The organism is Thermodesulfobacteriota bacterium (assembly GCA_040754335.1).
GTDB lineage: Bacteria > Desulfobacterota_D > UBA1144 > Nemesobacterales > UBA2774 > 2-12-FULL-53-21.
Window position 1 is genome coordinate 273979 of sequence record JBFMCV010000004.1, and the last position, 14577, is coordinate 288555.

General features: G+C 54.2%; 11 protein-coding genes. 3 read left to right on the plus strand and 8 right to left on the minus strand.

The genetic code is table 11. The features are described 5' to 3' along the window. Positions 1 to 7 precede the first annotated feature (7 nt). Entirely contained in the window at positions 8 to 418 is a 411-nt protein-coding gene (locus AB1598_10195) for a cobalamin B12-binding domain-containing protein (protein ID MEW6145376.1), read from the plus strand. A gap of 9 nt (positions 419 to 427) precedes the next feature. Then, positions 428 to 1066, plus strand: a complete 639-nt coding sequence (locus AB1598_10200) for a hypothetical protein (protein MEW6145377.1) — start codon at positions 428 to 430, stop codon at positions 1064 to 1066. Positions 1067 to 1106: 40 nt separating this feature from the next. Here the strand turns inward: AB1598_10200 and AB1598_10205 are convergent, their stop codons facing one another. Beyond that, a complete protein-coding gene (locus tag AB1598_10205) occupies positions 1107 to 1298 on the minus strand; it encodes a hypothetical protein (protein ID MEW6145378.1) in 192 nt (63 codons plus the stop codon). A gap of 327 nt (positions 1299 to 1625) precedes the next feature. Here AB1598_10205 and AB1598_10210 point away from each other — a divergent pair, with 327 nt between their 5' ends. Then, positions 1626 to 3479 carry a VacB/RNase II family 3'-5' exoribonuclease gene (locus AB1598_10210; GenBank protein MEW6145379.1) on the plus strand — a complete coding sequence of 618 codons (1854 nt, stop codon included), beginning with the start codon at positions 1626 to 1628 and terminating at the stop codon, positions 3477 to 3479. A gap of 73 nt (positions 3480 to 3552) precedes the next feature. Here AB1598_10210 and AB1598_10215 read toward each other — a convergent pair whose 3' ends face one another. From AB1598_10215 to AB1598_10245, 7 genes are all read right to left on the minus strand, one after another. Beyond that, positions 3553 to 4377: a hypothetical protein gene (locus tag AB1598_10215; protein MEW6145380.1), complete on the minus strand. Its 825-nt coding sequence runs from the start codon at positions 4375 to 4377 to the stop codon at positions 3553 to 3555. Positions 4378 to 4467: 90 nt separating this feature from the next. Continuing rightward, positions 4468 to 4668 carry a hypothetical protein gene (locus tag AB1598_10220; protein MEW6145381.1) on the minus strand — a complete coding sequence of 67 codons (201 nt, stop codon included), beginning with the start codon at positions 4666 to 4668 and terminating at the stop codon, positions 4468 to 4470. 23 nt (positions 4669 to 4691) lie between these two features. Beyond that, a complete protein-coding gene (locus AB1598_10225; protein ID MEW6145382.1) occupies positions 4692 to 6698 on the minus strand; it encodes an alkaline phosphatase family protein in 2007 nt (668 codons plus the stop codon). Positions 6699 to 6775: 77 nt separating this feature from the next. Further along, a complete protein-coding gene (locus AB1598_10230; GenBank protein MEW6145383.1) occupies positions 6776 to 8947 on the minus strand; it encodes an alkaline phosphatase family protein in 2172 nt (723 codons plus the stop codon). A gap of 90 nt (positions 8948 to 9037) precedes the next feature. Next, a complete protein-coding gene (locus AB1598_10235; protein ID MEW6145384.1) occupies positions 9038 to 11098 on the minus strand; it encodes a sulfatase-like hydrolase/transferase in 2061 nt (686 codons plus the stop codon). A 73-nt stretch (positions 11099 to 11171) separates the two neighbouring features. Beyond that, entirely contained in the window at positions 11172 to 12602 is a 1431-nt protein-coding gene (locus tag AB1598_10240; GenBank protein MEW6145385.1) for an alkaline phosphatase family protein, read from the minus strand. Continuing rightward, positions 12603 to 14570 (minus strand): S8 family serine peptidase, encoded by a 1968-nt coding sequence (locus AB1598_10245; protein ID MEW6145386.1) that lies wholly within the window; start codon positions 14568 to 14570, stop codon positions 12603 to 12605. Positions 14571 to 14577: the final 7 nt, after the last annotated feature.

A 14577-nucleotide genomic window follows, 5' to 3' on the forward strand; every position in this document is an offset into this window, starting at 1 on the left:
GTTCGGCATGGGTGAGGGTTCGAGAACGAGGATTCTGATAGGGAAGGCGGGACTCGACGGTCACGACAGGGGCGTTAAGATAGTAGCGCGCGCGCTGAGAGACGCGGGGTTCGAGGTCATTTATACGGGACTCCACAATACGCCCGAGGCTATAGTGGAGACGGCGCTCCAGGAAGACGTAGATGCCGTCGGGTTGAGCATCCTCTCGGGCGCTCACAATTATATCTTCCCCGAGGTGGTGCGCCTCTTGAAAGAGAAAGGCATAGGCGACGTTACGGTCTTCGGAGGCGGTATATTCCCCAAGGAAGATATCGAAGCATTGAAATCCAAGGGAGTAAAGGCTCTCTTCGAGCCTGGCGTCTCGACCGACGAGATCATCGAGTGGGTCAGGGAGAACATCACTCCCAGGTCATTTTAGGTTAATCCGATGAAGTGTGTAAGCTGCGGTAAGCGGAAAGCGAAGAGGCATTGTCCGGCGTTGAGATCGTCGATATGTCCCGTGTGCTGCGGGGAGAAGAGGGGGGTCGAGATAAAATGCCCGCTCGACTGCGCCTACTTCGTGGAAGGGCAGAAGCATCAGCAGCTCAAGGTAATGCACCAGAGGCTCAGGAAGGAAGGCGCGGTGAGCTACGTGCGGAGGGCGGAGCTTTACAACCGGAACCCCGCCGTTTTCGCCAGGATCGAGAAGATATTCGCAGACGCATTCCGTGCAAACAGGAAGCTCAGGAACGACGATGTCGTAGCCGCGCTCGCCCTCGTGAAGAGCACCCTCGATACTGAGAAAAAGGGGCTCATCTACCAGCACCAGAGCGAGAACAGTTACGCCAACGAGCTCTCGACCCGCATACTGATCGCGCTTACGGACCTCAAGGACACACCCGACATACGGGAAGACAGGATTACTATAGATTTTGCCGTCACTGTCGTTGACGAATTCCTGAAAGAGGCAAAGTTCTATATGGAGAACGATTCGAGCCCGGAAAGCTACCTCGTCCATATACTGCGTTATCATCCCGAAGAGGAGGTCGCGGCCGGGAGGCAGAGCGAGCTGATAATTACGCCCTGATGTCGGAGTAGTTTTTTTGAGGCGGATTGGGGAGCTGTAACTATTTATTTTTATTCCCTGCGGGGACTGTGTTGATGATCGCCGAGACTATTACGGCGATCACGGCTACAATTGAAAGAATCTTGAAATACGCCTGCCAGTTAATCTTTACCCCTAGATAAAAACCCGTAGCGATAAACGAGAGAACTATCAGAATCACCAGTATTGCGCCGGGTATGTTCTTTCTGAGCATGTTGTATCAACACTCCTTAATCATTATATAATTCGCCGAGCGGACATAATATTATCTGAATTTTACCGCATATTCAACACCCGCAGTCTGGTTCGGATAACATCCCTCCGGATGCGCGGCCGGGGCGCAGGTTTGAACTTAATCCATAATATATGTAACATTACTAGATATTATTTTCTCTTAACGGAACGAGACCCCGCTTGTCCTTAACAGATAATATTTCAAACTACCCATCGAAGGTGAACTATAATTTCTACTGATTTGTATATGCGGATTCCCAAACCAAAAGAAATTCTAAAGCTTTTAAAGAATAATTCTCACCGTCCTATGAGGACCAAGGAGCTTTCCAGGCGGCTGGGCGTGCCCAAGGAAGGGAGAGTGCTCCTTAAAAAAGTGCTGGGCAAGATGGTGACGGACGGGAAGATAGGCAGGACCAAGGGCGGGTACATATATTCCGCCGTAAAGGAACCCACCAAGGCCAAGACCGAGCCCGGAAGGACGAACGCCCTGATAAAGGGGATGGTCAAGGGCGGCAAGATACTCGGTAAGTTCGTCAGGACGGGGAATACCGGAAAGATAATACCGAAGGACGACAGGATACCCCATATTTACCTCCAGGCCCGCGAAATAAAGAATCTGAGGAACCACAGCCTCGTCGTATTCGAGATAAGCGGCGGGGTTTCGACGAGCCGGAAGGTAAAGGGTCATATTGTGGACGTCCTCGGCAGGGCAGGGGACCTCGAGGTCGAGAAAAAGGGCCTGCTTGTGGAATACGAGCTTGAGGAACAATTTCCGCCCGAAGCGATGAGGGAGTTGGCCGAGATACCGGACGAGATACCCGAAAGCGAGATCAGGAAGAGGGTCGACCTAAGGAACGAGATAATATTCACTATCGATAACGACGACGCCAAGGATTTCGACGACGCGGTCGGTATAACGAGGACTCATTCCGGATACAGGCTCCTGGTGTCGATCGCCGATGTTTCCTACTATGTGGGAGTAGGGAGCGAGATAGACAACCAGGCATTGGGCAGGGGGACGAGCGTCTATATGCCGCACATGGTCGTGCCGATGCTTCCCGAAAGGCTCTCGAACGACCTCTGCAGCCTCGTGCCTTACAAGGACAGGCTTACGAAAACGGTCGAGATGGATTTCAACCGCAAGGGCCAGATGACGGACTTCAAGATTTACAACAGCGTAATCAGGAGCGCGGCCCGTCTTACGTACTCCAAGGTCGCGGCCAGGCTCGGCGGTTCTGACCATGTGCCTCTCGAAGAGAAGCAGATAACGGAGAAGCTCTTCATGATGAACGAGCTCTACCAGCATATAAGGTCGACGAGGATGGAAAAGGGCGAGCTCAATTTCGATATTCCGGAGCCCGACCTCATAAGGGACGAGCTCGGAAGGATCGTTGACGTCGTCAGGACTCAGAGGAACCTGGCGCACGGCCTGATCGAAGAGTTCATGATCGCTGCCAACACGGCGGTCGCCGTATTTACATGCCGCGCCGAAGCGGATTCCCTCTACAGGATCCACGAAATGCCCGATGAGGAATCCATGCTCGAGCTCTCGGAAGGACTGAAGAAGCTCGGGTATACGCTCTCGACGGGGGGAAAGGTGGATACGCTCAACTTCCAGCGCATTATAAACATGAGCAGGGGGAGGCCCGAGGAGATAGCCGTCAACATGCTCATACTCCGCTCTCTCAAGCGGGCAACATACTCGACCGAAACTAAAGGTCACTTCGGGCTCGCGATAAAGCATTACACGCATTTCACCTCTCCGATCAGGCGTTACCCCGATCTGATCGTCCACAGGATTACCAACTCCCTCCTCAAGCACGGCTCGCATCCCTATGACAAGGAATCCCTCGACTGGGTAGCCGAGCATGCATCGAAGAAGGAGAGGTACGCCGACGAGATCGAGAGGGAAGCCATTAACCTCGAGAGGGCGTATCTGATGAAGTCCTATATCGGACAGGAGTATGAAGGGGTCATACTGAGCGTCCTTCCATTCGGCATGTTCGTCGAGGTCAAGGAGGTCTTCGTCGAGGGCCTCGTTCCCAAGGACAGCATCGTGAACTGGAGGAAGCGCTGGTTCGACATAGGCCAGACCGTTCGTGTAAAGGTGACAGCGGCCGACGTCGAAAAGAGAAGGATCACGCTTAACCTCACGTCCTGAGGCGTGGACCCGCGCTTCTACCCAAAATATTTCTGCGTGATTGTAAAGCCGATTTTAAATCCCGTTGCCGCTCTCAGATTTCTACCCTGAACAGTCCTTTGAGTGCGAATCCGAAGACAATGGATAAGACGAATACTATTACGAGCCAGTGGACGCGCCATTTATATATCCCGATCGAGTTCGCGGGATAATCGATCCTGATCCACTCCACGATCGATCCTTCCGAGATAGGTTTCAGTGCGGGATTCAGGAGCATGTCTCTCGTGTCCGATGCGGCTACGAGCGGAGAAATTTGCGCGAGGCCGTCTTCCGAAACAATTACTTGCTGTACGGCATCTTGGCCAGGCATCTTGAACTTCAGTTCGTGCGCTCCGGGTTCCTTCGCCCGTATCCTCCAGTCCACCTCTCTCTCGTCAGGGATCCTTAAAGGAGGCGTCTCGATATCGACACCCTCGCCGGTCGTAAGCGTTATGTCCGGAATAGGATCGACGCCGTACTTGAGCTTGAGGGAGATTATCGCCGTCTCTTCTGGTCTCAGCGGCCGGTGGCCGTACCAGCTCTCGAGCTGGATCAGGATCAGCACGAGCGGTATCATCATGAAGAGCATCGGCTTGAGCGCGTATTTTATATATTTGAGGTTGTAGATAAAAATATTTTTCTGCGCCGACAGCACTATGCCTATATCGTCCTTGAAAAGGCTGAGCTCGAATATATAGGCCCTTATCCTGCTCTTGGTCTCCCTGATCTTCTGCTGGTCGGACGTGAAGCGGAAGATTATCAGCATCAGTATTCCGATGAGGAGCGAGAAAACTGCGAGCGACCATACGGGATCGATTGCTTTGAAAGGCGAGATGATAATGTTAAAGAACCCGCTTACCGCTGAATTGAAATTCTGCATTTGTTCCATTGCCGAAAATGAGAGCCGCTGAGCCGTCTCCATGCGCAGGGGAGGCGTGGTTTCACTGCGGCTCTTACGATACTTTCTTGTCTACTCGATATATCCGAGTCCCTTGAGTCTCTTTGCGACCTTTTCTTCATCTTCCGGGGATTGTTTCTGTCCCTTCTTTATTTCCCTTTCGAGCGTATACGCTATGAACTCTTCGACCGACGTATAGCCGGCTCCCTCGGCGTGCTTCCTGCATCTCTCTAGCAGGTCCTTATCCAGTTTTATTTTCGATCCGCCGAACATATATGTTCCTCCTTATACAGGCGTTAATTATTTCCGGTAATATCTTCCTTGAATATGCTGTGGCCTATCATCCCGTCCTGCTTCGGGATCCCGAACTCCTCTAGGATCGTCGGGGCCAGGTCCGTGAGTGCGGGTCTTTCCGACTTTATCTCCTTGTTCGAGAGCAGGATGCCCGGTACGAGCGCGGCCTCCATAAGGTGGTCTCCGCTCCATTTCTGCTTGTTGTCTCTCAGTATCCCCTCGGGGAAACTGCCTAGCACGGTCTCCCAGGAAGCCCGGTACCCCTTATTGTAACCCACTATGAGGTCGGGCGCATCCTGTAGATACGGGCCGCTGTATACCTCCTCCGCCCTGTAAACCCTTGAAATCACCTGCTCCCCGTTTTTGGGGTCCCTAATCGTAAGGAGCTTTTCGGATATCTCGTCGAGGAGCTCATCCCTGTCAGCAGGCTCTACCGTCCCTTTGAACTCCCTGCCCTTCAAATTCAAAAAGAGACCGTTGAACCCGACCCCGTATGCGCGCGTCTTGTCCCAGTCTACGTTCTTGAAGAACTCGCCCTCGGAGTCGTCGATAAGGTGCGCGTATCCGTTTTCCTTGAGCCACGTATTAAGGTTAAATGCCCTGTAAAACGGGGCAAATCCGTGGTCGGACAGTACGATGACGGTGGTATAGCCGTCGATAGAGTCGAGCACGCGCCCGAGCACTTTGTCCATTTCGATATATGTGTTCTCGATCACCGCTTTGAGCTTGCTCCCTTTGTCATAGGCCGGGTGTTTCGGGTCCATCGTGCGCCAGAACATATGCGAGAGCTGGTCGACCCTGCCGATATAGAAGAAGAGGAGTCCCGAGCGGAACCTGCCGAGCTCGTAGCCGAGCATATCCTGCTCCTCGCCGAAGGCTATGTTCGTCTGGTCGAGGAACTCGCCGTCTTCGAGCACAAGCTCTGACAGAGCTTTTGAATCTTCCGGTATCCCCTGCGTGTAATAGAGACCCACATTCTCCGCTATCTCGGCCGAGTAATCCTCCGGCGTGGAGATAGGGAGGGCGGGATTGGATGGGTCGATATTTACGGGCGTCGCATACATCTTGAAATTAGGCCTCAGCTCCTTAATGTAAAAGCGCACTATCCCGCTCGCCTTTTCCATATAAGGCAGCAATTCGTAATTTATCCTGACCCAGTCGCTCCACTCGCCTTCCTTGATTATGTATTGCTTGCCCTGGAGAGAAATTTTCGCTACCGCGTTATCGGGGTCTATAAAAACGGTGAAATCCACCCTGCTCTCGGGCGCGTCTTTCCTGAACGTATTAATAGGCCCGGGGAGCCTGCCGCGGACTTTATTCCTGAAAACGTCGACGGGAAAAATCTTGCCGCCCGACAGGTTCTCGAATTTGTCCGTGTCCTCGTCGGTATAATACGAATAAGTCCCGTACGTGCCCTGTATATCGGGCGTGCCCATTCCCGAGAGCTGGTAGGCCTTATCGTCCACAGTCGGAAAATTCGCAGGCACGCGGAATACAGTCGTAGGGATGCCGTTCTCCGAGAGGTACTCCCAGAACGCCTTGCCCTGACGCAGCAGAGAAACATTGCCCGAGGAGAGAGGTATCACCCATTTGCCGATTCTGACGGTCTTTGCGGCTGATTCGGTCCTGGAAGTAGACAGGTAGGGGAAGACGTTTTCGGGGTCCCTGTGGATGAAGTCGAATATTCCGTGCCCGCCCGGGTTCATGCCGGTGATGAAGTCCGACCAGGCTACAGGGCTCTGCGGAGGGACGCTCGTCTGGAGAGGCATGTAGCCGCCCGTTTCGCTGAGCTTACTGAAGTTAGGCAATTTCCCCTCATCCATGAGGCGCGTTACGATTTTCGGGTCCATGCCGTCGAACCCTATGACTATCATCTTCTTGTCCGTGCCGTCCGCACCGGCATGGGACGGCGCCTCACCTTCTCCGCATCCCGCTGATAAGAGCAGGAGCGCGATAAATACGGAAAAGAAGATTGAATTTCTTAAAAAGGACAAATAGTTCTGTTTCATCTAGCAGCCGTCGTGTTAATTTTTATAGTGGTTTTAGCCTCTCGGGCAAGAGTGACGGGTAAATTTTCGTTGCGATTTTAGACCGCTCTCTTCTTCTCCTCTTCCTCGAATTCACTCCCGCCTTCCTGAACGATCTCCGCCGGTTCATCGAAGAGAGGTTTTCCTTTCATATAGTTTGGTATCCCCACGCCGAATAGCTTAAGCACTGTCGGAGCCATATCGTTAAGGTGAGGGTTCTCTTTCGCTATCCTGCGGTTCGAGAAAATGACGCCCGGCACTATTTTGGGATCGACGCAGTGGTCGCCGCTCCAGTGTTTCGTGTTATCCTCGAACACGTCCTCCGTAACGCGCCCCACGGCGCACGTCCACGAGCTCCTGTACCCCGCATTATAACCGACAAGCAGGTCAGGTGCGTCGTGTTTGTAAGGTCCCGTTGAAGAGGCGTCCGTGTCTATGACCTCCCTTATCGCCACGTCTCCCCATTGCTCGTCCCTGAGTCCCGTGAGCTTCCTTATGAGCTCGGACTTCAGGAGCGAGACCTCTTCCCCTTCCTCTACAACCCCCTTCATTTCCCTTCCCTTTCTGTTTATGAATATTCCGGCGAGTCCGAGCGAGAAAGCGCGCGTCCCTTCCCAGTCCACGTCCTGAAACCAGTCGCCGCTCGTGCTCCGGCCTTCCCTGAGCTTGAGGTATCCCTCCTTAAAGAGCCAGCTGTTCAGATTGACTCCCCGTTTGAACTGGGTGAATCCGTGGTCGGATATCACCATCAGCACCGTCTTGTCGTCCGTGTATTCGAGGGCCCTGCCGATCAGCCCGTCCATCCTGACATAAAGGTCTTCTATGACGTTCTTATACTTCTCTGTCTCCTTGCCCTTGTTAGCCGGGTGGCCGTCATCGAGGCAGCGGAAGAACATGTGCTGTACCCTGTCGGTCGTGTCGAAGACGCACGTGCAGAGCCCTCTCGGGGTTCTCTCCAAAGCGTTAAAAAACATCTTCTCCCTCTCTTCGTAGAGCAGGTAGGCCTGTTCTAAAAATGCGTCTTCGTCTATCACGCCTTCGTTAAGCGCCCAGGTGTCTTCCGCGAGCCCGAGCGTCCCGAACGAGCCCTGGAGCTTGGCGAGGTATATGGAATATATGAAGGGATGGGATATGGGGAGGGCCGGATTCTCGGGATCGATGTTGATGGGAGTAACGTACATATCGAACCCCTCATCGAGGGTGTTTATATAAAAGCGGCATATGCCGTGCACTTTTATTCCCAGCCCCGCCGGGAACGAAAGCCTTATCCAGGGGGAGTACTTCCTCGGCGCGAGCCCGAAGCGCTGTCCGGATACATCGATAAACGCCTTCCCGGCGCCCTTGTCGATCCTTATTTTCAGCGGGATTTTGATTTCCTCTCCTGACCTGACGAGGCTGTTTTCCGGGCCGTATAACAGCGTATCGATCACCCCGTCCTTTATTTCCACGAACCTGCTTACCCCTCCTGTCTCGACTTCGTTCTTATCCTTGTCGGTCGTATAGTGCGCGAATGTGCCCTGCGAGCCCTTCAAGTCGGGGACGCACATGCCGGAGAGCATTACGCCGTTGAATTTCTCGGGCGGGAACGTTATCGGGACGCGCAGAACTGTGCTCCATATCCCGTGCTCGCCGAGAATCTTCCAGAAGGGGCGGCCTTTCCTCAGCAGCTTCATCCTCGGCTTCCCGAGCGGTATCATGTACTTCCCGATCGGGAGCACTTTCGAAGCTTTACCTATTTCGGCTGAGGTGAGCATCGGTTGATACGTGCAGGGGTCTCTCGTAATGAAATCGAATATGTTGTGGTGCGAAGGGTCGACACCGGTCATGAAGGAGGACCATGCAACGGGTGAAATGGAGGGGTAGCTCGTCGCGAGAGACGTGAAAGTACCCCGCTCGGTCAATCTCGCAAAGTTAGGGAGCTTTCCCCTTTTCATGAATTCTTCGGACAGCTTCGGGTCCATGCCGTCGAGCCCTATTATTATCACGCGTGTTACGCTGCTTTTCGCTCTCCTGCCGCTCCGCAGTAGGGCCCTCACCGCATAGCGTACAGGCCAGGAAAGAAGGTAGAAGATTGCGAGCGCGAACGTCACTATGAGTATCAGGAAGGACGACAAAAACGCGAACCCCGCGCCGGGCCCTATATATGCGTGAGCGCTTCCGGTTAGAGCGTGACAGAGGACCAGAGAAATAACTAATGTAGCAGCTATTTTTTTCAGATTTTTCCTCGGCATTTAATCCGGTATTCTAATGGAGTTTTTATATGATGTCATTTCCTGTCGGGGTTCTCGCGGGTCTTTACTGACATCTTGACTGAGAAAGGGCTACTGGATGTAATTGAGCGCCTTGAGCTTCTCTGTCTTTTCTTTATCCAGAGCTGCCTTTTCCGTGTTTGTGACGCCTAGCTCCTTGGTCAGCATCTCTGATTTCCGGCCGTGGTTTTCCATTATGTTTTTGGCCTGATCGGTTTTTAATTTGTTCCGGGACAGCGCGAGCGGGCTCTGCTCCCCCGGGTCAGTCTTGAGGTCGTAGAGCTCGCCACGCCCCGTCACAAGGCTCTGGATGTATTTAGTGCCGCTGAAAATTACCCCCTCCCTGTTTTCGTAGTAAAGAAGACCCGTGCTTACTAAAGGCTCCTCGGCATAAGAAGAGGGGCTTTCGGCTAGCAGCGGGGCCAGGGAATCTGCTGTTGCGGATGCGCTTTCGTTCGGTATTCGCACTATGTCGAGCACGGTCGGCATGAGGCTTTGAGTAGTAACCTCCTCCTCAACGATTATTCCCGTATGCCTGCCGGGCAGCTTGACTATGAGCGGGACGTGAATCAGCTCGTTATAGAGAGTGTGGCCGTGCTCGAACCCGCCGTGGTCCCAGAATTCTTCGCCGTGGTCGCTCGTGAGTATTATCAGCGAGCTCTTATAGAGGCTGTTCTCCTTGAACGCGTCAAGCAGCCTCCCTACGTTCGCATCGACATAACGGACCTCGGCGTCATAGAGCTCCTTTATCCATTTCCTCTGTGAGGCGTTGGGGGCGAAATGTCCGTCCCTTATCGCGGACGCGCTCTCGAGCTTGTAACCTATGAAACCGTCGGGCACTGCGTCTTTGGAAATGTATTCTCTCGGCGGCGTGTACGGCAAATGCGGGTCGTAATAATGCACCCACAGGAAGAAATCGGAGTCCCTGTTCTTCCCGATCCAGTCGATCGCCATATCGGTCAATTCTCCGGTGGACGCGTACGGATTCATCGCGCGAGGGTATGTTTTTTTTATCAGGAACGCGCCGAACGAATCGACTATCATTTGCCGTCTCGGGTAAAAATTATATTCCATGAAGCCCTGGTCTATATTGAATTCCGGATGGAGATAAAAGTTGTCGCCTATCGCCGCCGTGTAATAACCGGAGTCCCGCAGGTACTCGGCGATCGTTTTGAATTTCTCAGGTAACACGGAATCGAACGCGATAGTTTTATGGACGGTAGGGGACACCCCGGTCATCATGGACGAAAAGGACGGAAGAGTCCAGGGCGCGGCCGAGTAAGCGTTTTTGAACAAAGCGCCGTCCATGGCCAGACCGTCTATGTTGGGGGTCGATATACGCTCGCTGCCGTACGAGGAGAGGGCGTCTGACCTGAGCGTATCTATGCTGATCAATATCACATGCCTCACTTTGTGGTCGGACGACGGCGTGAAGCCGGTTGCTGAGGGCTCGTAGGTTTTTTCCGACATCACGAAATAAACCGGGCCGCCGCCGATCGCCAGGACCATCAGAACCGAAAGAGGAACGGCCGTATTGAACCCCGTCTTTACGAGCAGAAAGAATAACCCGAGCGTGATTATGACTATAGTAATAAAACCCAGGGATAAATCGTAGACCGTGACCTCGCTGTGTTTGTTGAGCCAGATCATGATCATGACGATAGTCAGCAGCAGGGGCATCATGATGCTCAGCATGGAACCGGCGAGCGCTCCCGATTGAGACCGGTAAATCCGTTTCGACACGTGATACGATATGACGAGCGCGAAAACCGATATGACGATAAAGGCTAATAATTCTGTCCTGAACGCGGCCCAGTCGGCGTTGAAATCGCGATGGTTGAGCGAGATCAGGAGCTCCGTGACCCCGATTCCTATTCCAAGCGATACGACGGCGGGTATGATTTCGAGATCGAACCTCTTCGCAAGCCTCGCCCCCATGAAATACCATAAGACCAGAATCAGGAGTAATGAAAACCCGGCTGTTACAGCAACGGGGAGCAGGATCGACCTGAACATCAGGAACTTGGTTTCAGTCGTTACTATTCCGATCGACGCGTCGAGTAGAGCGATCGAGAGAGAAACTGCCAGTGCCGCTATCATTATCTGTCTTGCCGAGTCGCCGGTTCGCCGCATTTCGCTATATTATTCCCACCCCGTTACAACTTAGTCAATTCCGTACCGCTTTTGACTGCTTCACGGGATTCTCCTAGCTCCAGATCCTCTTGATCCTGCCGATCAGTCCGCCGTTCCTCGTCCTGGTCAGGCTTTGCCCCGTCATCTCGCCCTCTATCCTCATTCCGAAGAGATCGAGCACCGTGGGCGCTATATCATAGATACTGGTTCCTTCCCTGTAACCCCCCTCGAGGTTCCCCGCCCTGCACCCGTTTTCGTTGAGTATGAATATCCCGTTCCAGTCGTGGTTGGCTTCGTCCGAGCCCGTATCGTTCTCGAAAGTGTGTATGTTTCCGAGTCCGACGCTCCCGACAGAGCGCCAGCCGAGAGCGCCGAAGTAGACGATCAGGTCGGGGGGGACTCCGTTCGTTTCCCTGTAAATGTCCCCGGGCCTGTACGCCCTAGTGCCGATGTCCTCGCCGTCGGGTCCCGGGATAGCCTCGATCTTGCGGATGAGCTCCGAGCGGACCATTTCGTAATCCCCGGGCTCTATTATCCCCTCGGGCTCTCTCCCCTTGACGTTCATGAAGAGGCGGCCGTAATACCCGCCGTCACCCCACGCGAGCGTTTTGCTCCAGTCGATCTCCACGTCGGCGATCCTCGTCTGTTCCCGCGGATAATTCCTTAGCGTCAGATACCCTTCCCTGATGAGCCATTCGTTAAAGCATATGCCACCTTCCATTTTCCTCGCCCCGTGGTCGGATATGACGATCACGACCGTGTCCTCGGGTACGATCGACAGCAGCTCTCCGATCTCTCTGTCGCAGTATTTGTAATATTCCTTTATAGAGCCCTCGAATGGGTTGCCAGGCTCGAACTTCCTGTGCTCCGGGTCAACGAAGCTCCAGAACCCGTGGTGAATGCGGTCGACACCCATCTCGACCAGCATGAAGAAGTCCCAGGGCTTTGTCTTTATGAGGTGCTTGGCGACCTTGAAATGCTTCCCGGTCTTTTCGTAAATCCGTCCGAGGAGTCCCTCCTTGTCGTCCGTCCTGAAATTCTCCACATCGAGAACATATCCGCCCGATACTTCTTCTATCTCGTCTTTGAGTGGGGCGGGGTATGTGTAATTGCTCTCCGTCGATGGCGCGAGGAAGCCGCTTACGACGCAGCCGTTTACGGGTTTGGGCGGGTATGTCTGCGGCACGCCAAGGAGCACTACCTTCTTACCCGCGCGGGAGAGTATGTCCCACACCCTGTCGCACTTGACGGCCGTTGCGTTCGCTATTGTGTATCCGTCATAGGAGTAGTCTTTTCTGTTCCTGAAGCCGTAGTACCCGAGCTCCCCCGGGTCCTTTCCGCTCATCATCACGGCCCACGCCGGGACCGTGATCGGGGGGTGGCAGGAAAGCATGGGTCCGTATGCACCCTTGTCCATGAGTTTTCCGATGTTGGGAAGCTCGTCCTTCCATCCGAAGACGAACCTCGGGTCGGCGCAGTCAAGGCCGATAATCAAGAGCTTCATTCACTGTTTCCTTCTTCTGAGGAAACCGATCGCGGTTACAAAGACCGGAATCATCAGGATCAGAATATTTGTAAACGCGGTTACCGCTGCGATTTCGTTCCCGCCTGAGCCGTAGATGGCGCATCCGCCGCTGTCGTTCGAGTCACCGTCGCCGGGCGGGGGTTCGACGCCGTTACACCCGTCTTCTCCCAGGGCTTCCGCTACCGCTGCGCAGGCGTTAATGCTCCCGAAGCCGGAAATATTATCGAAGCCTGCCGGCGACAGGTCGTCTGCGGTGCCGGTAATAATATCCGTAACCTCTTCGACCTGCCTGGCTGTTATGATTGAGGATTCCGCCGAATTGGCGGATTCTATATCGGCTCCGAATCCGAGGGCCTGAAGCACGAGCGCCGCGACCCCGGCCGCGTGCGGAGCGGATGCCGATGTGCCGGCGAAGCTGAAGAATCCCGGAACGCTCGTCGATACCCTGTTAGGCGCGACGACCGTCGGCGTATCCCTTTCTTCCAGGAGTGACGCCGCCCGATCGGACGGGAGGCTCGAAACCGTAACTGTCGGCGGAAAGAATATGGACGAGGGACCTTCCGAGCTGAAGAAGTCCACTTCACCGTTGAATGTCGCGCCGACCGCAATGACGCCGGGCGCAGCCGGATGGCCGTATACGCTGTCTTCAGGGACGTTGAACTCTAAGGGATCACCTCCGAGGTTAAAAAAGATTTCGAGCGTCTGGTCTTCGCCGCTGAATTTATTTATGACTATATCGTAGAATCCTGTGCCCGGCCCTTCGTTGGATATACTCGCTATCTCTATCGGGTCGTCGTCGCCGTCCTGGGTATCGGTGCTCGAGCTGATAATCTCCGCCGTATCCGGGTCGACGAGAAAGAGGTCGTAGTCGTCTGAGGCCTCTCCGAAGGGGTTACTCCACTGGAGCACGACGACCGAGCTCCTGTTCGCGGGCAGCTCGATTGTCATGCCCACATCGCTCCCTTCTCCTGCCGCGAGCCCGTAATCGTGGAGCTCGGTCTCGGCGTCCTCAGGGTCTGTATCGACGAACACGGCCTGATAATGGGCGTCACTGTCGTTCCCGGCTGCAGAGACATATATAATGCCGTTTGCGACCGCCTGTGCCGCGGCCTGTGCAACGGAGCCGTCCTGAAAGAAGGGCTCGGAAAGAAAACCAATGTCGTCTACTATTACGTCGGCGCCGATATCGGTGAAGAATTCGATAGCCTCGATGAAATTGAGCGTTGTAGTCCCGTTGTGAAACGCGAGGTTGGCCCCGGGTGCTATATCGTGCACGATCTCTAGAATAGCCGTGCCCTCGTCCCCGGTTCCGGCGTCGCCCACCTGTATTATATTCGGGAGGTCGCCCGTCATCCGGGAAGCCGCGACCGAGTCGATGCCGTCCGATATGACGCCTACCTTTATGCCCGAGCCGTCGACGCCGAACGTCTCCCTCGCTTCGTCCGAGCCCATTATCGCGTCGCCTTCCGTGGTGACCGAGCCCTCTCTCGGATAGCCATAACTGGGAGGCGTTATCTTGGAGACGAACCCGAGCCCGGCCGCCTGTTCAATGCTGCCGTATGGGAGCCAGCCCTGGACTATATTCAGGTTTTCATTTACGACCTCGGTGACCATGCCCAGTTCTTTTAACTGCCCGATATTCTCATCGCCCGGCTCGCTCATCTGCACGTAAACCTGAATGTTCCCCTGGTCGTCCACCCTGACGAGCGGGGTGGAAAAATCCTTTGCGCTCAGGCTCTCTATGCCGTTTCTGGCGGCGCCAGTCTCCGCTATCCTGCCGATGACTTCTGTCAGCTTCGGACTAACCTTGGAGTCTATAGTGCTGGCAGCAGACCTGTTCGTAAGGTCTCTGCCGTCTATGTCCTCCAGGGCGGATGTTTCGGGAATCAAATCGGAGATGTAAGGAGTGCAGCATAGAATTACCAGTGTAACCAGTCCTTTTCTCATTAATTTT

Coding starts and splice junctions, on each gene's coding strand:
- AB1598_10195 (MEW6145376.1), top strand. CDS start 8: ATGGGTGAGGGTTCGAGAACGAGGATTCTGATAGGGAAGGCGGGACTC.
- AB1598_10205 (MEW6145378.1), bottom strand. CDS start 1,298: ATGCTCAGAAAGAACATACCCGGCGCAATACTGGTGATTCTGATAGTT.
- AB1598_10215 (MEW6145380.1), bottom strand. CDS start 4,377: ATGCAGAATTTCAATTCAGCGGTAAGCGGGTTCTTTAACATTATCATC.
- AB1598_10230 (MEW6145383.1), bottom strand. CDS start 8,947: ATGCCGAGGAAAAATCTGAAAAAAATAGCTGCTACATTAGTTATTTCT.
- AB1598_10210 (MEW6145379.1), top strand. CDS start 1,626: ATGAGGACCAAGGAGCTTTCCAGGCGGCTGGGCGTGCCCAAGGAAGGG.
- AB1598_10225 (MEW6145382.1), bottom strand. CDS start 6,698: ATGAAACAGAACTATTTGTCCTTTTTAAGAAATTCAATCTTCTTTTCC.
- AB1598_10245 (MEW6145386.1), bottom strand. CDS start 14,570: ATGAGAAAAGGACTGGTTACACTGGTAATTCTATGCTGCACTCCTTAC.
- AB1598_10200 (MEW6145377.1), top strand. CDS start 428: ATGAAGTGTGTAAGCTGCGGTAAGCGGAAAGCGAAGAGGCATTGTCCG.
- AB1598_10220 (MEW6145381.1), bottom strand. CDS start 4,668: ATGTTCGGCGGATCGAAAATAAAACTGGATAAGGACCTGCTAGAGAGA.
- AB1598_10240 (MEW6145385.1), bottom strand. CDS start 12,602: ATGAAGCTCTTGATTATCGGCCTTGACTGCGCCGACCCGAGGTTCGTC.
- AB1598_10235 (MEW6145384.1), bottom strand. CDS start 11,098: ATGCGGCGAACCGGCGACTCGGCAAGACAGATAATGATAGCGGCACTG.